Annotated in this window: 12 protein-coding genes and 2 rRNA genes (1 of these 14 only partly in view); 7 read left to right on the top strand and 7 right to left on the bottom strand. The window is 32.2% G+C overall.

Annotated features, from left to right (window positions below; genetic code table 11):
• Both OZP06_RS05650 and rrf read left to right on the top strand, forming a co-directional pair.
• A 23S ribosomal RNA gene (locus OZP06_RS05650) occupies positions 1 to 228 on the top strand (it extends 2661 nt beyond the left edge of the window).
• A gap of 148 nt (positions 229 to 376) precedes the next feature.
• Positions 377 to 486: ribosomal RNA gene (gene rrf, locus OZP06_RS05645) — 5S ribosomal RNA — on the top strand.
• 94 nt (positions 487 to 580) lie between these two features.
• Here rrf and OZP06_RS05640 read toward each other — a convergent pair.
• The 3 genes from OZP06_RS05640 to OZP06_RS05630 form a co-directional block, all read right to left on the bottom strand.
• Positions 581 to 1411: a transposase gene (locus OZP06_RS05640; RefSeq protein ID WP_281238531.1), complete on the bottom strand. Its 831-nt coding sequence runs from the start codon at positions 1409 to 1411 to the stop codon at positions 581 to 583.
• A 145-nt stretch (positions 1412 to 1556) separates the two neighbouring features.
• Positions 1557 to 1907 (bottom strand): transposase, encoded by a 351-nt coding sequence (locus OZP06_RS05635; RefSeq protein ID WP_269224540.1) that lies wholly within the window; start codon positions 1905 to 1907, stop codon positions 1557 to 1559.
• A gap of 37 nt (positions 1908 to 1944) precedes the next feature.
• A complete protein-coding gene (locus OZP06_RS05630) occupies positions 1945 to 2082 on the bottom strand; it encodes a transposase (protein ID WP_269224558.1) in 138 nt (45 codons plus the stop codon).
• 338 nt (positions 2083 to 2420) lie between these two features.
• Here OZP06_RS05630 and OZP06_RS05625 point away from each other — a divergent pair, with 338 nt between their 5' ends.
• The gene (locus OZP06_RS05625; RefSeq protein WP_269223018.1) at positions 2421 to 2825 is read left to right on the top strand and encodes a secretion protein; all 405 of its coding nucleotides are present in this window, start codon (positions 2421 to 2423) and stop codon (positions 2823 to 2825) included.
• A gap of 357 nt (positions 2826 to 3182) precedes the next feature.
• On the opposite strand, the gene OZP06_RS05620 is transcribed toward OZP06_RS05625, so the two are convergent.
• The 4 genes from OZP06_RS05620 to OZP06_RS05605 all read right to left on the bottom strand — a co-directional run bounded on the left by OZP06_RS05620 (position 3183) and on the right by OZP06_RS05605 (position 11800).
• A complete protein-coding gene (locus OZP06_RS05620; RefSeq protein ID WP_269224020.1) occupies positions 3183 to 6077 on the bottom strand; it encodes an alpha-amylase family glycosyl hydrolase in 2895 nt (964 codons plus the stop codon).
• A gap of 319 nt (positions 6078 to 6396) precedes the next feature.
• Complete coding sequence (locus OZP06_RS05615) at positions 6397 to 7149, bottom strand: SusE domain-containing protein (RefSeq protein ID WP_269224019.1); 753 nt, start codon at positions 7147 to 7149, stop codon at positions 6397 to 6399.
• A gap of 17 nt (positions 7150 to 7166) precedes the next feature.
• Entirely contained in the window at positions 7167 to 8720 is a 1554-nt protein-coding gene (locus OZP06_RS05610; protein ID WP_269224018.1) for a RagB/SusD family nutrient uptake outer membrane protein, read from the bottom strand.
• A gap of 17 nt (positions 8721 to 8737) precedes the next feature.
• Complete coding sequence (locus OZP06_RS05605; RefSeq protein ID WP_281324336.1) at positions 8738 to 11800, bottom strand: SusC/RagA family TonB-linked outer membrane protein; 3063 nt, start codon at positions 11798 to 11800, stop codon at positions 8738 to 8740.
• 240 nt (positions 11801 to 12040) lie between these two features.
• Between OZP06_RS05605 and OZP06_RS05600 the strand changes: the two genes are divergently transcribed.
• From OZP06_RS05600 to OZP06_RS05585, 4 genes are all read left to right on the top strand, one after another.
• Positions 12041 to 13063: a LacI family DNA-binding transcriptional regulator gene (locus OZP06_RS05600; RefSeq protein WP_269224016.1), complete on the top strand. Its 1023-nt coding sequence runs from the start codon at positions 12041 to 12043 to the stop codon at positions 13061 to 13063.
• 877 nt (positions 13064 to 13940) lie between these two features.
• Positions 13941 to 15272, top strand: a complete 1332-nt coding sequence (locus OZP06_RS05595) for an MFS transporter (RefSeq protein ID WP_269224015.1) — start codon at positions 13941 to 13943, stop codon at positions 15270 to 15272.
• A gap of 13 nt (positions 15273 to 15285) precedes the next feature.
• The gene (gene pgmB / locus OZP06_RS05590) at positions 15286 to 15945 is read left to right on the top strand and encodes a beta-phosphoglucomutase (protein ID WP_269224014.1); all 660 of its coding nucleotides are present in this window, start codon (positions 15286 to 15288) and stop codon (positions 15943 to 15945) included.
• An 88-nt stretch (positions 15946 to 16033) separates the two neighbouring features.
• Positions 16034 to 18328 carry a glycoside hydrolase family 65 protein gene (locus tag OZP06_RS05585; RefSeq protein ID WP_269224013.1) on the top strand — a complete coding sequence of 765 codons (2295 nt, stop codon included), beginning with the start codon at positions 16034 to 16036 and terminating at the stop codon, positions 18326 to 18328.
• The last annotated feature ends 54 nt before the right edge of the window (positions 18329 to 18382 follow it).

Raw genomic sequence — 18382 nt, 5'->3', positions numbered from 1 at the left:
CGAGAGGACCGAATTGGACAAACCTCTAGTGTATCTGTTGTTCCGCCAGGAGCATCGCAGAGTAGCTACGTTTGGAAGGGATAAGCGCTGAAAGCATATAAGCGCGAAACCCACCACAAGATGAGATTTCTTTTAAGGGTCGTGGGAGATGACCACGTTGATAGGCTATAGATGTAAAGGCAGTAATGTCATAGTCGAGTAGTACTAATAACCCGTAAGCTTATGTACACCTTTTCTCCCGACTCCGGTCGGGAGAAGAAACTTTCTAATACTTTTTATATTCTTTATCTCAGTATGTTAAGATATTACTATAATTATGAATTGTGAATTATCAATTGTTAATTATAGATGATTGCCCAAAGCAATTGTAACCTCTTAAGGTGGTTATTGCGGCGGGGCTCACCTCTTCCCATCCCGAACAGAGTAGTTAAGCCCGCCTGCGCAGATGGTACTGCAGTTATGTGGGAGAGTATGTCGTCGCCTTTCTTTTTAAAAACCCTTTATCAATCGATGAAGGGTTTTTTGTTTTACAAAAAGTTTTAAAATTTAGTAAAATAGGATCAGGTACAAAAGTTGGGGATTAAGCAAAAAGATTGGATAATCTAAATAAGAAGAAATCTATTTTTCTTACTCCTCTAAATTGACTTCTAAAAGCTTTTATTTTTGCATTGAAAGATTCTGCAGAAGCATTTGTGCTTCTATTATCAAAATAGTTCAAAATTGACTGGTAATTAAAAGTTATAGTATTGAGCAGGATATTAAAGTTTTTAAATCCGGATTCCTCCACATTTCTATACCAATGTGCTAGTTTGGTCATTGCAATGTTTTTATCATTGTTATTATTGTAAATACCTCGAAGTTGTTGGCTTAGGTTATAGGCTTTTTTAATGTCTGGATATAGGTCAAATAACATTTTAGCTCTTTCTCTCTGATTTATCGTCCATTTTTCACGAGATTTATAAAGTATATATCTACTTCTGGCTAGTAATTGTTTTACAGAGTCTCCGTTAGGTAAGAGCTCTGGAATATAGGTTCTATTCTCTTTTTTTGCTTGTATTATCAACTGATTTTCAAAATCCATAGCTTCCCATCGATGTTTGATCCTAATCTCTTGTAAGGCTTCCAATGCTAATTTTTGAACATGAAATCTATCGGTTACTTGTACTGCTTTTGGGAAGCAACGCTTTGAAATTAACTTCATGGAATTAGCCATGTCAAGTGTTATTTCTTTGACACAGCTTCTTTTTTTATAATCAATCTTACTGATATGTTCTATGACTTGATCTGCCTTTGTTCCTGCAACAATAGCAACTAAGGATCCTTTTTTGCCTTTGGATTGCTTGTTGGTTACAATAGTATAAAGTTCTCCTTGAGATAAAGCTACTTCGTCAATTGATAAATGAGTCCCCATATTTTCAGGGTAAAGAATCCATTGATGGGCGTGTTCTCGTGGAGCCCAAGTGTTGAAGGAACTCAGGTGTTTTTTATATTGTCTTTGAAGTTTTTTGCCGTTGACTCCAAAGAAGCCTCCAATGGTATGACAATCGGTAGCGCTATTATCTATTAATTTCTTTTAAAAAAGCCGCAAACTCATGAGTCATGCGGGTTCCTTTAGCAACTAAAGTCCAATCTCTTTTAATAATTTCTCTTGTGGTCTTATTGGTCCAACGACGTCTTTTGATATGCAAATATACTAACTTACCTCTTAGAGGGAAATCCTGAATAGTGACCTCGTCCAGAAAGCCTTTGGAGATCAATTCTACAGCAGTAAATTCTTTGGGAGTAGTCGCTTTTTCTTCAAAATACAAATGCAGATTTTCTTCTGAATTCTTGAATGAGGTTAGATTAAAATTCTCAATCAAAAACTCAGGTAATATTAATTTCAATAGTTCTATATACGATTCCAATTCTCTACTAGTTTTTTGCAAATATCAGACTTTTTAATTATTTCTCCCCAGGTTTTGTTCTTGATCCGAAATCTATTTTTCTTACTCCTCTAAATTGACTTCTAAAAGCTTTTATTTTAGCATTGAAAGATTCCGCAGAAGCATTAGTGCTTCTATTATCAAAATAGTTTAAAATTGACTGGTAATTAAAAGTTAAACCTGGGGATAAAGTGATATTCTATAAAATCCTGAAATTACTAATTTTGTTTTCACTTAGATTTTGCATATTTACGCAGAAAAAGGAGTGCGAAACGTTAAGATTTTGTGATACTTTTTTTTCTTATTTTTTATAAAATAAAAAAATATAGTGTGTTCTAAATTACCTTAGAATAATACTCAATTATCTTAAGTGGTTAGATATCGTTTTCTTAAGGTTAATATAACAACTGTATTGGAAAATGGAGTTGTGTTTTGAAAGGAATTATCCCCCTACTTTAGCAGTGAAAATAATTACTAATTTAAAACAACAGTATTATGAAAACGATTTTAAAATTAAGTCTAGTAGTATTAGTAGCAATGACTACCATGAATACTTACGCAATTGATGGTGATTTTTTACTAAATGTAAAAAAAGGAACAGGAAAAGAAATTAGTTTTTCGGTAAATGAGATTCAGCAAGCAAATGTAACTATATATGATAAATTGCATAACGAAATTTATTCTGAGGTTGCTACCGGTAAAGCTGGTATTATGAAAACCTATAGTCTTGAGGAATTTCCTGATGGTGTTTATTTTTTGGAAGTGGAAACAAACCTAAAAAAAGTAACACACGAGATTGTGATCTCAAAAGATGTGCCTTCATTATCTAGAAAAGCTATTGCAGAAGTGTATAAAGGTAATCTAAAAATGAAAAATCAAAATGTAGTAACTTTGAATTAATAAAGTCATACGTTAAGAACACTATTTACTTCGAATTTATGAAAAACAGCTCTTAAATGGAGCTGTTTTTTGTTTTAGTATATTTTCTTTAAAACCAATAAAAAGGTTATGAAAACTAATTTGCATGAGGGATGGAAATGGCATCTCCCGATTTAGAAAAACAAGGTTTTTTGCCGTAGTTTTTGTTAATCGGGAATACAATGGACAGCCCGACCTTGTTGCTTGAAAAATGATGTTATTTGCCCAAAATGATCTGCAACAAGGACATGCCCAAATTTAATTTTTTGATTGTAAAAAAAAGCCACCAAAAATAATTTGATGGCTTTTAAAACTATACTAATTCAAAATAATAGTTTTTTATTGTTTGATAAACTTCATCACTTTTACTTTATTCTCATCGTTGTATATTTTAACGAAATACATTCCACTCTCTAGATTACTAACATTGTATTGATATTCTTTGACTTGACTTTTATCGAAAGTTTTTACTAATTGTCCCGATATTGCATAAATCTGAACTTTAGTAGTTGTAGTATTTAGTATAAAATAATTAGATGCTGGATTAGGGTAAATATAAATATCATTTAATACATCAAAATCAGTTGTAGCCAAAGTAGTTGCTTTGTTTCCGTAGACTCTAAATTCACCGGGTTGCAAAGAAATTGTAGCATTCACGTCGGTTACCGTATAAGGTGTATTATCCATTAGATTATACCATGATCCTGTATATTGAAAACCTGTCGCAACATTTTTTGCAGTTACATCTAGATTAGCAATAATAAGCACATCTTTGAGATCGGTACTTGTTAATGTACTATTCGTGATTTTGATATTTGGGGTAAGGGATGATGTATTCGGAATAGTTGCAACCCCTGAAAACACAGCTTCAGTAGTTTTTAAACCGATCATTCTAGCCCAGTCATAATAGATTTTGTTCCTGTTATTATCAGCAAGCCAGTTGTTTGCCCATTGTGGTTGTGGCTTGGTAGATAATTTACAATCACCTGCAATCGTTGCTGAATTGTCATTTACACTTCCATCTGTACATGTATAAATAGAAGAATTCCATCCCAACTCTCCAAAGTGCCAGATCATTTTTGGTCCAGGAACCAATAAAGAAACTGCTCCAATAGCTGACATTCTAGACAAAGCAACATTTAAAGTTTTTACATTATGAGCTACATTTGTTGCATTACCAAATTGAGAATTTTTGTACATCAAACGTTCTTCATCATGACTTTCTGCATAACCCATTAATCGATTTGCAGTAAACCCACGGCTTTGACTTGTCATTCCAGAAATATTTGCAGTATAACCCATTGATAACTCATTATAATTTGAGTTCATATTTCCCCACATCATCACTCCTTTACTTATTGGGTCATTAATTCTATAATTAGCCCATTGTTGCTCCTCAGTATTCCCACCTAAATGTTCAAAAATTGCGTAATGAGTTGCATCTAGAGACCAAGAATAATCTGCATAAGCTTTAAGAACATCAACACGGTCTTGTTGATAATTACCAGTACAAGCATCTTGACCACCAGCTGCATTTGACGGACAATTTTGAGTAAACCCTTTGGTTAAATCCCAACGAAATCCATCAATTTTATATTCTTCTATCCATTGTTTAACCACGCGTTTTACATAATTTTGAGTTCTTGGCTGTTGATGATTTAAATCTTCTCCAACACTGTAACTGTGCATAGCTGCGGTATTAAAATAAGGATTCTCAGCAGTTGGATTACCGTATCCATCTCCATCGGGATCATTCATCCACATGCGAATCATTGGATTTCTTCCAAAAGCGTGATTTAAGGCTACATCTAGAATTACTGCAATACCATTTTGATGACATAAGTCAATCAACTCTTTTAATTTTGTAGATGGCCCGTAAAATTTATCCAATGCCATGTGAAATGAAGTATTGTAACCCCAACTTTCGTTGCCTTCAAATTCCATTACAGGCATTAACTCAATGGCATTGATCTTTAAATTTTTAAAATAATCAATACGATCAATTATGCTTTGATAATTTTTATTAGCGTCAAAATCTCTTACTAATACTTCATAAACAACCAATTTATCTTTTTCTGGTTTTACAAAGTTTGTCGATGCAGCGCTCCATGCATAAGGAGTTTGCCCTGTTTGTAAAACCGTAACTTCTTTGTCTTGTCCAGCAGGATAAACTGGCATATTAGGATACGTCGTTGTAGGAATGTATTGGTCATCGTACGGAGATAATACTAAAGTAGAATAAGGATCAGCTGTTTTAACCAATGCAGGAGAATTTGCAATAGGAGTCATTTCTCCTACCCAATATAAATAGCTTTCACTTTTTCCAGAGGTCAATCCAGTCAATTCCAACCAAAATTTGGTTGAGCCTGAAGTTGCATCCTTTTTCATCGCATACGAGTTGTCGGGTTGCCAGTTGTTAAAACTTCCTGCTATATATACAAAATCTTTCAAAGGTGCGTCAAGAACTAATGTAGCTTTGGTGGCATCATTTGGATTATAATTGATTCCATCGACCAAACCTGCAGGAATGGTTTCGGAAATAGTATTTGGATTTATGACTACCGTAAATTTTTTGGTAACTGTTGTTGCGCCTTGAGTTACTTCCAATTCATAGTTCTGATTGCTAATAATATTGGTGTGTGTAAACGAAAAACTTGATGTGCTAGGATTAGTATTAATACTTGTTCCGTTTGATTTTAAATTGTAACTAGCAACTCCATTTGTATTTGTAGCAGCAATAGAAAGATTACTCCCAGAAGTTAAAATGGTTGCACTGTTTTCAGCTGGAGAAGTTAGGTTTACTTGAAAAGCTCCAACTTCAGCAAGAATATCTTGTGATTTTTTATCACCAGTTCCATCTTTGGCTTTAATTAGAAATCCAATTTTTCCAATATTTGTTGTATTATAATAGGTACTTGGTACAAATGTTTTTGTATAAGTATCGTTTCCAGAGTTATAAGTAAATCTACTGGCTTCATCTGAAGTAGTCCAAGATCCATTTAGAGGTGTTCCTTTTTGGGTAGTATCATCTAAGTCAAAAGCCCATGCCCATAAATAAAGTGCATTACCATTTACACCCCAAGTGCTTTCATTTATACTGCTTCCATTAATAGTAATAGTAATAGATGTTGTTTCTTCAAACGAAGTTGGACTTATTAAATAAGTCGCTGTTTGTTGTTGAGCTGTGCACAACAAAGAAATAACAAATGGTATTAAAAGTATAAGTTTTTTCATAGTCGTAGAATTTTTTTGAAAATGTGTAATTTCCTAAATCATTTAATTTAAACTAATTTACCTTAAGATTTTAAACGTTAGAATTTGTTATTAATAGAATAAAATGACAATTAGAAAGTTTTAAATGACGCTGTATTGCATTCTTTAAAGTTAAGTTTTATCTAACATTAAATAAGAATGTTTGATTACAAACATTTTACGATATCGTTGTAGTGTTTAAAACTTTATTTTTTTTAAGTATTTTTCCGAATAGTTTATTTTTTTAAATTAAAAAAGGGCTGTCAGTTCAGACAGCCCTTTTTTGGAAATAATTTTAAAATTATTTTTTAACAATACTATATATATTTGCTTTAAAATCTACTGTAATTAAATAATTTCCATCAGCAGCGATTTTCATATTGTCACCATTTTGTTCCATTGAAAAGTCAGCACCAGTGTCACCGCGGTTTACAGTCCAAGCGTCGTCTAGTCTAAATTTATACTCACCAGCTTTTAATGCACCGTCAAAAGTGTATTTTTTGGTAGCTAAATCGTAAGTTAAATTTGTATCAGGATCACCCCATCCATTAGGAGTTGCGCTACCAATAATTCCCCAGTTATCCCAAGCTGGGTAAGGAGTGATTTTCAATTTAACTACATTAGAGTATTGAGGTACGCCACTTACTCCAACGTAAGATTTAATTCTAATTTCAGCATCTGAAGCTGAAAAAGGAGCTAAACCAGTATTTAGAGCAGCATCATTCAATTGAGCAACTGTAAGTGCTACTAAACGATCTGTAGTTTTTGTAATAACATTAATTGCTTTGAAGTCAGTTCCAGCTTTAGCCATTTCTACTTCGTAGTTAATAACTGTCTGAGTACCGTCGTATTTAGTATAATCCCAAACAAGAGTAGTAGCCATATCAGCTGCTTTTAGCTTGTCTAGTATAAAAACTGCACCATCAGCTGGAGCAAGTAATTTAGGAGTTTCAGATGGTGAAATTACTGTTAATTCGTTGTCAGAAGTTGGTACACATGATACGGCTGACATTAAAAGCATCGCTATTGCGCTTAATTTAAATATATTTTTCATTGTTCTTTAGTGTTAAATTAAAAACCTGGGTTTTGAGTTAAGTTTGAATTTGCTTGTAAAGCAGATGTAGGAATTGGATATAATTTATAGGTATCAGGAATAGAAGTACCTCCTTTAGTACCACCTTTCCATGGCCATAAATATGAACCGCCTGTGAATTTACCAAAACGAATCAAATCCGTTCTTCTTTGTCCTTCAAAATTCAATTCTCTTGCTCTTTCGTCGATTAAAAAATTCAAGTTTAATTGTGAAGCAGTTATTGCATCTCCTTTAGACCTAGTGATTATTGCATTAACATAAGTTAATGCTTGTGAAGCATTTCCAGCAGTTGCACCTCTTAATACACATTCTGCATACATTAAATAAGCATCAGCCAATCTAAATAAAGGGAAATCTGTACCCGAGAAGCTTGTAGAAATAGAAGTTCCGCTAAAGTTTGAATTTCTAAATTTAACACTTGGATATCCATCTGTCCATGTTTTATAATTATTCATTTCATAAGAATGACCTGTAGTCCAGAATAATTTTGATCTTACATCATTTGAGCCCAATAAATCACCACCATTAAATAAACCATACCATGCTTTAGTAGCTCTATGACCTCCCCATCCATCTTTTGCTCCAAATAAGTTTGGATCTACTGTTTCGTTACTTAAACTTCCGTTTACAATATAAGTAGTATTACCATAACTTTGACTAACTACAGCATCAGCAATTAATGTATAAATAATTTCAGGACTAGTATTGTTATCTCCTGAAAATATGCTTACATAATTCGGCGCTAATGAATATTGACTATCTGCTAGTACTTTATTTACATAAGTAAGGGCATCATTATATCTTGCAGTTCCAGTATAAACTTCCGCATTAAGATATAGTTTTGCAAGTAACATTTGAACTGCTGCTTTATTTGCTTTACCATACGATTTTGTAGACGTGATAGTTTGTTCTGCTTCCAACAAATCTTTTTCAACAAAATCAAATAATTCTTTTCTTGTTGATTCTTTTTTAGGTGTTGTTGAATTGATATCAGCGTCAGTTACTAGAGGACCTTTTCCAAAGCAATCAATCACATAATAATAAGCTAAACATCTTAGAAAACGTAATTCAGCAATATGATTTTCTTTATCTGGAATTGCAGTCTTAGTTTCTTTTAGGATTTTTATCAAATTATTACTTTGGGGAATAGTATAATAAGCTCTATCGAATAAGTATCTAAAGAATTTATTACCTGGATTCCATCCAGTTGTTGTAGTAAGTTGATCTAGTCCATCATCACCCCAGCGGTTTTTTACTCCGTCTGCAGAAAAATCTTCAAGATTAATAATTCCTCTTAAAAATGCTGCTTCACCAGCATCTTTGGTCACAACATCTGTAGAACCTGGCCCATCAGGCCCTGAAAGTGCAAATGTTCCATAAATTTTAGAAACCATCCCCTCAACAGCTTGCGGGTCTTTTGCTAACAATTTATCTAATGTTAGTTCTACTTTTGGCTCAGTATTCAAATCATCAACGCATGAAGCGAAAAAGACAAGCATAACGGCTGCTCCTATAATTTTAAATTTGTTCATTTTTCTTTTTTTTTGTATTAAAAATCTAGATTCATACCGAAACTAAATACTCTTGGTCTAGGATAGAAATTATTGTCAATTGCATTGAAATTTTCTGGATCGGTTCCAGTATAATCAGATACAAGAAATAAGTTATTTACAGATGTATATAATCTTAAAGAAGCACCTTTTATAGCATTATCCATTTTAAAACCAATTGTTACATTTTGACAACGTAGGAAACTCGCATCTTCTAAGTAATAATCTGAGAAAGGAACGTTACCATTAATAGTTGTAAATACATATTCTGTATCTAACATATTTGTTAATGCATTTGAATTTACAGGTAAAGAATGGTCAATAAAACCAGATTGTAATTTTCTAGCATTGTAAACTTTACCGCCTATTTGACCATTGAATGTAGTAGATAGATCAAATTGTTTATAGGAAGCCGTTAGACCAAAACCATATGTCCAATTTGGTCTCAATGCTACATAATGACGATCTAAGTCTGTAATTTGACCATCTCCGTTTTTATCAACAAAAGCATTTTGAATAGGTTTTAAATTTGAATCGTAAATTTGTTCAAAAACCCAAGCAGAATAAGGTTGCTCACCCACAGTATTGTATGCGATTTTTTGTCCTGTTCCTACTGGGATACCAGAATTATTATCAACATTTGTAGTTCTATTGTTTAAGTCTGTAATTTTACCAAGGTTAAAAGCCATATTACCATTAACAGATAAATTGAAATCTTGACTATTAATAACTTTAACATTTAAACTAGCTTCCATACCTTTGTTTTCCATTTTACCTACATTTGAAACAAATTCATTAGTTAAAGCTTGACCAGGAGCAGCAGATACCATAGATAGTAAATCAGTTGTAAAACGTTTATAAGCATCAAAACTACCTGTTACAATTCCATTTGTAAATAAACTAAAATCTATACCTACGTTGTAAGTAGCTGTTTGTTCCCATGTTAAATCTGGATTATAAGGTAATGCATAATAGCCGTTTACACCCGGAATATAGGTACTTGAAGCACTTGTTGGTGCAAAAAGAGGAATGTATGGATACGAATTAGATACACCAGAAATGTCTTGTTGTCCAGTAATACCGTATCCTAATCTTAGTTTTAAATCGTTAAATGTGCTTGAATCTTTTAAGAAAGATTCATCTTTCATTTTCCAAGCAAAACCTACAGCAGGAAAATAACCCCATCTTTTACTTTCTTCAAATAGTGAAGAACCATCTGCTCTTAAAGTAAATGTAAATAGATATTTATTTAATAAATCAACATTTGCTCTTCCAAAAAATGATTGTAAGTTTCTTTCGTTGTAGTATCTGTTATTACCATTTGATGGGTTTGGAGTTTCTTCTCTTAAACCAGTGTCAGTATTGTATCTATAAATCTCTTTATTACCGTCAACTTTAAAGTTTTGATAGTTATATCCTGCTTGAGCATCAAATTTAGTTACAAAGCCAGTCAAGTCTTTGGTATACTGTAAATAAGCATCAAAAGTTTGATTGTTTATTGTTTGGTTCTCACCATAATTTTTACCTGGGTTGAATACATATGTAGGAGGATTTGTTCCTGCAGAGTTGTTTAACTGATAAGTTGATAAAGAATTATTAGAGTAAAACTCTTCAATTTTAGACTTTGAAGATTCTATACCAAAATTTGTTACAGCTCTTAACTCTTCTAAAAATGGCATTTTATAATCCAATTGAATATTTGCTAAAACTTTTTGTACTTCTTCTGGACGAGTTCTTTGATTCAAAAGAGCTAATGGATTGTATTGACCATTTATAGAATTATTCGCATTTAAAGATTGATAATAACCGCCAAATATATTTTTTGATGAGTTGTCATAAACTGGTTTAGTAGGATCCATTCCTAATGCTCCACCAATTACACCACCCTCGTCAATTGCATTTTTCTTAGAAGAAATTCCTTTAGCATTAATGTCAATTTTCAAATGATTATCAAGTAATACTGGTGTAAATTTAACAGAAGCTGTATATCTGTCTAAATCATTAGTTCTTACAACACCCTCACTTTTTGTGTATCCAACTGAAGCTCTAAAAGGAACTTTTCCAAATAAGTTAGCTCTGGCACTAAATGAGTTGTCAGTTGAGAATGATTCTCTGTAAATTAAATCTTGCCAGTTAGTGTCTGATAGAATTCTACCTTCAATTTGAGGTGTAGTTAAATCATCTACTTTTCCAGAACCATCACTTACACCTAAAAGATTTGTGTATCCTGGGTGGTATTTCTGAATAAAAGAAGCAAATTCTTTACCGCTTAACATGTCAACTGGATTATTAACCGTACCAACAGAAATGTTAGATGAAAAATTAAATTGAGGTTTTCCAGAAGACCCTTTTTTAGTTGTAATAATTATAACACCATTTGATGCTCTAGAACCATAGATAGCTGTTGCTGATGCATCCTTTAAAATTGTAAAGGAATCGATATCATTTGGATTTATTAAAGTTAATGGATTGGCAACTCCTGCAGGATTTACATTATCCAATGGTACACCATCTACTATTATTAAAGGACTATTACTGCCTGATAATGAAGCACCACCTCTAATTCTAATATTAGGGTTAGAATCTGGTTGACCTCCATCAGAAGTGATTCTTACTCCAGGAGCTCTACCAACTAATAATTGATCAGCAGAAGCAATTGGGCCTTTGTTGAAATCTTTTGTCGATATGACCGTTACAGCTCCAGTCGCATCTTTTTTCTTAACTGAACCGTATCCCACTTGTACTACAACTTCTTTCAATTGATTAGAATCTTCTTGAAGTTTAATAATTAAGGAGGTTTGGTTTCCAACTATAACTGTCCTATTGGAATAACCCATATAGGAGATGTTAAGTACATCCGATGGCTTAACATTGGATAATTGAAATTTACCGTCAAAACCTGTTGAAGTACCTGATGCACTTCCTTCTATTCTTACATTTACTCCCGGAATGGGTTGGCCTGACGCATTATCAACCACCGTTCCTTCAACTTTGTTCTGGGCTATTGCGCAAAACGGAAGTAGGAGTAATAAAAATAACAACTTTCTATAAATTGTTTTCATACTTTTTGTTTAAATTAATTGTTTTTTTGGTTAAGTTTTGTTTAAGTTTTTTTACTTCGAATTTCAAAATTAAGAATTAATTAACACGCTCGACATGACAAAAATCAAACACGGTTACGAAAACGTGATAGTGTTGAAAACTTTGCTTTTTATATTTTTTTTTATGCGAATATTTACAATAAATAAAAAATTATGTTATCTTTATTAAGAATTGAATAGTTAGTATTAAGTAAACCCCCTATGAAGAAGAAAATTACACTTAAGCAAATCGCTAAAGAACTAGATGTTTCTATTTCCACAGTTTCTAAATCTCTAAGGAATAGCCCCGAAATCGGTGAAGAAACAAGGTTGAAAGTTCAAGCTTTTGCTAAATTTTATCATTATAAGCCAAATAATATAGCACTAAGCCTTAAGAATCGGAAAACCAAAACAATAGGGATTATCATTCCGGAAATTGTTCATCATTTTTTCTCTACAGTAATTAATGGTATTGAACAAGTTGCCAATGAAAAAGGGTATAGTGTCGTAATATGTTTGTCTGACGATTCATTTGATAAAGAAGTTTTAAACATGGAACTTTTGGCCAATGGAAGTATAGATGGTTTTATTATGTCTTTGTCTAAAGAAACACAATATAAAGGAGATTTTCATCATATCACTGAGGTCATAAGTCAAGGAATGCCCGTAGTAATGTTTGACCGTATTACTAATGAAGTTTTATGTGATAAAGTGATTATTGATGATAAACAAGCTGCTTATGAAGCGGTTCAATCATTAATAGACAAAGGTAGACGTAAAATTGCCTTGGTTACTACTGTGGATTATGTAAGTGTTGGTAAATTAAGAACGGACGGGTACATCAAAGCATTGTTGGATAATAATATCCCTTTTGATGAGCATTTGATTATTAAAATTGAAGACATAGATACTTGTGAAATTATTATTGGTAAATTATTAGAGGATGAAGCCATTGATGCTGTTTTTGCTGTAAATGAGATTTTTGCAGTAACCTGTATCAAAACGGCAAATAAAATTGGATTGAATGTACCAACAGACCTAGCAGTAATAGCATTTACCGATGGTATGATATCAAAATATTCTACTCCAACAATAACAACTGTTAGTCAAAGTGGACTTAAAATGGGTAATAGAGCTGCCAAAATAATAATAGACAGATTGGAAGCAGATGACGATTCTGAAGAAGTGAATTACATAACAGAAGTAATTGAAACATATTTGGTAGAAAGAGAGTCTACAGATTAAAGTTTAAAGCCTATTTTTATTAGACATATAAGTAAAGCGGAACTTTTTATAGAAATATAGTTCTTGGATTGTTTTAAAGGATTCTTAGGTATTTTTTGTCAGTGATTTAAAATTAATTGAAAGGTTGTGAAATCTATTTAGATAAATATAATTTCTAATATTAGATTTAGGTCTATGGGAAAGGCTTTTTTTGTAAATCAGAAAGTTTAACAGATATTAACTTAAAATTTTTTTTAGTTTTTTTAAAAATGAAAATCGAATGGAATAATATTCATTCGATTTTTTTATGCTGTATTGTCAATTCCGAAATTAATTGCAATTAAAACTCGTATTTTATTCAATACTATAACCTTGTAGTTGCGAAAAATGATTTTTTTTGAATTTAATTCAATTAAATCTGAAAAGAATTTTATACATTTACTCCACGTTTATAGCTTCTCTTTTACTTCGAAAAATAAGATGAGTTTTTTTAAAGCGAAGATTTTGTAGAATATTTTTTAATCTCTACGGTAAAAATCTTAAAAGAAAATCATAAATAGTTTAATGATTTAATGAATTTTTAAAAATGGTATAGTATTGGTTTTAAAGATTATCACCTTGAAAATAGGTTGAGTTTCTTCAATTTTATTCCTTAATTTCAATCAGAACACACTATTGTAGAATTAATTTAGTGCTTAAAAATGAATTTTCAATAAATTCATATTTAAGTTATTGAATGCTATATCTAAAAATAAGCGTGTTTTTTGAACACGAAAATAAGTTATGTGAATGAATTATAGGATTTGAAATTCAAATTTTGTGAAATAGTGATGTTACAAAATCAATAACTATAAGGTAGACATTGTGTTTGCCTATATAAATAAGTAAATTTTTAATTATGGAAAAACCGAAATTAAGTTTTTGGCAAATATGGAATTTAAGTTTTGGGTTCTTAGGAGTTCAGATTGGTTATTCTTTACAAAATGGGAATACAAGTAGAATTTTAGAAGCATTAGGCGCTGATGTGCATAGTATAGGCTATTTTTGGTTAGCAGCCCCTTTAGCAGGGTTAGTAGTTCAACCAATTATTGGTCTATCAAGTGATAAAACATGGACAAAATTAGGGAGACGTATTCCGTTTATATTTTTTGGAGCAATAGTATCTGCTTTAGCAATGTTTTTTATGCCTAATGCAGAATATTTTACCTTTTTATTACCGCCCTTGGTTTTTGGTGCAGTAATGTTGTTATTAATGGACACTTCCTTCAATGTAACTATGCAACCTTTTAGAGCATTAGTAGGGGATATGGTAAATGATGAACAGCGGAATTTAGGCTATTCTCTTCAAAGTGCGTTGATTAATTTTGGTGCTGTTTTTGGATCATTATTGCCTTGGATTCTTGTTAAAATAGGGATGTCAAATGTTCCTGCAGCTGGAGAGAAAGTAGCCGAATCTGTTATTTGGTCTTTTTATATTGGGGGAGGAATATTATTGGCAACTGTACTTTGGACCGTTTTTAGAACCAAAGAATATGCGCCAAAGGAGCATGCTGAGTATAATAAAATTGACCTAAATGCCCCTGAAAATAAGGAAAAGACAAGTATTTTTAAATTAATAGGAAATGCTCCAAAAATCTTTTGGCAACTAGGAATTGTTCAATTTTTCTCATGGTTTGCATTGTTTTTAATGTGGGTTTACACAACAAGAGCTATTGCTGATCAAGTTTGGGGACATGGAGAGGCATTAGATGCAAAGTCAATTGGTTTTAATGAAGCTGGAGATTGGACTGGTGTAATGTTTGCTTTCTATAGTGGAGTGGCGGCTTTATTTTCATTATTTATCCCTTCAATTGCAAAATCTATTGGAAGGAAAAAAACATATAGTTTTTCACTAGTATTAGGAGGTATAGGATTGATTTCTATGTTTTTTGTTGAAGATAAAAATATTTTGTTACTTTCTATATCTGGAGTAGGTCTTGCATGGGCTGCAATTTTGGCGATGCCTTATGCAATGTTATCAGGATCTTTACCGGCAGATAAAATGGGTGTATATATGGGGCTTTTTAATGCAACAATCACAATACCTCAAATAGCTGCTGGAGTTTTAGGTAGTACTTTGATAGCTCTTTTTGGAGGTAATCCAATGGCGATAATCGTAATTGCAGGAGCATCAATGTTAATTGCCGGTACAGCAGTATTTTTTGTAAAAGAAAAAGTAAAAACGAATTAATAAGAAGAGTATAATGGAAAAGAAAAAAGGATTTATTTTTGATTTGGATGGTGTGATTGTAGACACTGCCAAATACCATTTTTTAGCATGGAAAAAAATAGCCAATGGACTAGGAATTGACTTCACTTTAGAACATAATGAATTGTTAAAAGGAGTGAGTCGAGTTCGTTCTTTAGACATAATTTTAGAATTAGGAAATGTCAAAGCGTCACAAGAAGATAAAAACAAATGGTTAGTTCAGAAAAATGAAGATTATCTTTCGTATCTCGTGGATATGAATGAGACTGAGATTTTGCCAGGAGTAATGAAAGTTTTAAAGTTTTTAAAAGCTAATAATCAGCCAATTGCATTGGGTTCTGCAAGTAAAAATGCTAAGCCAATCCTTGAAAAAACAGGTACCTTGTCTTATTTTGATGTTATTGTTGACGGTAATGATGTTGCCAATGCAAAACCAGATCCAGAAGTTTTTCTTCAAGCAGCACGATTATTGAATGTAGCTAATGAAGATGCAATTGTTTTTGAGGATTCTGTTGCAGGTATACAAGCTGCCAATATTGCAAAAATGTTAAGCATCGGTATTGGGGAAGAAGAAACGCTTCATGAAGCAGAATATATTTTTAAAGATTTTACGCAAATAAGTTCCACTTTTTTGGAATTATTAATAAACAATTAAAACAAAAAGATAAGGTTAAAAGAGGAATGAAGCAAATAGGTGTTTTATTCTTAGACTTCAAACCCTACCCCTTAAATTGAAAATAAAAATGAATCAAGATTATATTAAACCAGACAATTGGTCTATCATTGAAGAAGGATTTGATAGAGAGAGTGTAAAATCATCAGAAAGTCTTTTTAGCATTGGTAATGGAGCTATGGGACAAAGAGCAAATTTTGAAGAAAATTATACAGGTGAAACGTTTCAAGGTAGTTACATCGCAGGAATTTATTATCCTGACAAAACTAAAGTAGGATGGTGGAAAAATGGATACCCAAAATATTTCGCCAAAGTATTAAATGCTCCAAATTGGATAGGTATCAATATCGAAATAAACGGAGAGGATTTTGATCTAAATACGTGTACTGAAGTTAAAGATTTTCGTCGTGAATTGAATATGAAAGAGGGGTGGTACCATCGTTCTTTTCAAGCTACTTTAAAAAATGGAACTGAAATAGCTGTTGATATTCGTCGTTTTTTATCTTTGAACTTAGATGAAGTAGGAGTTATTAATTATGAAATTACACCTTTAAATAAAGATGCTAAAATTATATACAAGCCTTACATTGATGCAGGGGTAACAAATGAAGATGCCAACTGGGAAGAAAAATTTTGGGAACCTTTGGATGTGAAAAAGTCTGGAAATGAAGCTTATGTAACGGCACAAACTTTTAAAACACATTTTAAAGTTACTACTTTTATGCAAAACACAATTTTTGCTAAAGGGGAAAAACAAAATCTATCACCAACTTCTGTTGATACAATTTCCGATAAGATTTTATTTTATTATGATGTTATTGTTGCTAAAGGAGAAAAATCAGCTATCCAAAAAATTGGAGGCTATACCGTTTCTTTAAATCATTCAGATACGATTTCCGCAGCAGAGAATGTTGTACAGGCAGCTTTAGCTAAAGGATATGATCAGTTATTGCAAGATCAAATTGATGCTTGGTCAAAAATTTGGGAAATGTCAGATATTACCATTGATGGTGATGTTAAAGCACAACAGGGAATCCGATTTAATATTTTTCAATTGAATCAAACTTATTTAGGTAAAGATTCACGTTTGAATATTGGACCAAAAGGTTTCACTGGAGAGAAATATGGTGGATCAACATATTGGGACACTGAAGCATATTGTATACCATTTTATATGGCAACAAAAGACCAACAAGTGGCCCGTAATTTATTGACCTACCGTTACAATCAATTGGATAAAGCCATTGAAAATGCCGAGCAAAATTTAGGTTTTAAAGACGGTGCAGCCTTGTATCCAATGGTTACGATGAATGGTGAGGAATGCCATAACGAATGGGAAATCACACATGAGGAAATTCATAGAAATGGAGCAATAGCATTTGCTATTTATAATTATTATCGTTTTACTGGTGATTACAGTTATATTCCAGAAAAAGGATTAGAAGTTTTAATCGGAATTGCTCGTTTTTGGCATCAAAGAGCTTCTTTTTCTAAAAACAAAAATCAATATATGATTTTGGGTGTAACAGGTCCAAATGAATATGAAAATAACATTAATAATAATTTCTATACCAATTATATTGCTAAATGGTGTATTGATTATGCATATGAGCAAATTCAAAAAGTTTCTTTAGAATATCCTTCAGACCATAAACGTATTATGGAAAAAGTAAAACTTTCTGATACAGAATTGAAGGAATGGAATAAAGTTGCTGGGAATATGTATTTTCCAAGATCTGAAGAAATAGGTATTTATTTGCAACAAGATGGTTTCTTAGACAAAGATTTAGTTCCAGTAAAAGATTTGGACCGTTCACAAAGACCAATCAATCAAAAATGGTCTTGGGATCGTGTTTTACGTTCTCCATATATCAAACAAGCTGACGTTTTGCAATGTTTTTACTTCTTTGAAGAACATTTTTCTAAAGAAGAATTGGAGCGAAATTTCGACTTCTACGAGTCATTCACAGTACACGAAAGTTCTCTTTCTCCTTGTGTTCACTCTATTCAAGCGGCATTGTTAGACAAAATGGATATGGCTTATGCTTTTTATTTAAGAACATCACGTTTGGATTTGGATGATTATAATAAAGAAGTAGAAGAAGGGTGTCATATTACTTCTATGGCAGGAACTTGGATGAGTATCGTTGAAGGATTTGGAGGAATGAGAGTAAAAAATGATGCACTTCATTTTTCACCAAAAATCCCTAAAGAATGGGGAGGTTATTCGTTTAAAATCAACTTTAGAAACCAGATCTTAAAAATTGCGGTAGATCACAATGAAACAAAACTATCCTTAGAGGGATCAAAAGAGCTCACTGTTTATGTAAACGGGGTTCCAGTTTTAGTTCAACCAAACAACTAGTATTAAATCTAATAATAAACCCTTTCTTAGTTTTACTTCGAAAGGGTTTTTAAA

The sequence above is a fragment of the Flavobacterium sp. IMCC34518 genome (assembly GCF_027111095.2).
Classification (GTDB): Bacteria; Bacteroidota; Bacteroidia; order Flavobacteriales; family Flavobacteriaceae; genus Flavobacterium; species Flavobacterium praedii.
The sequence above is the reverse complement of the archived record's forward strand: the minus strand, read 5'-3'. Positions and strand labels throughout refer to the sequence as shown.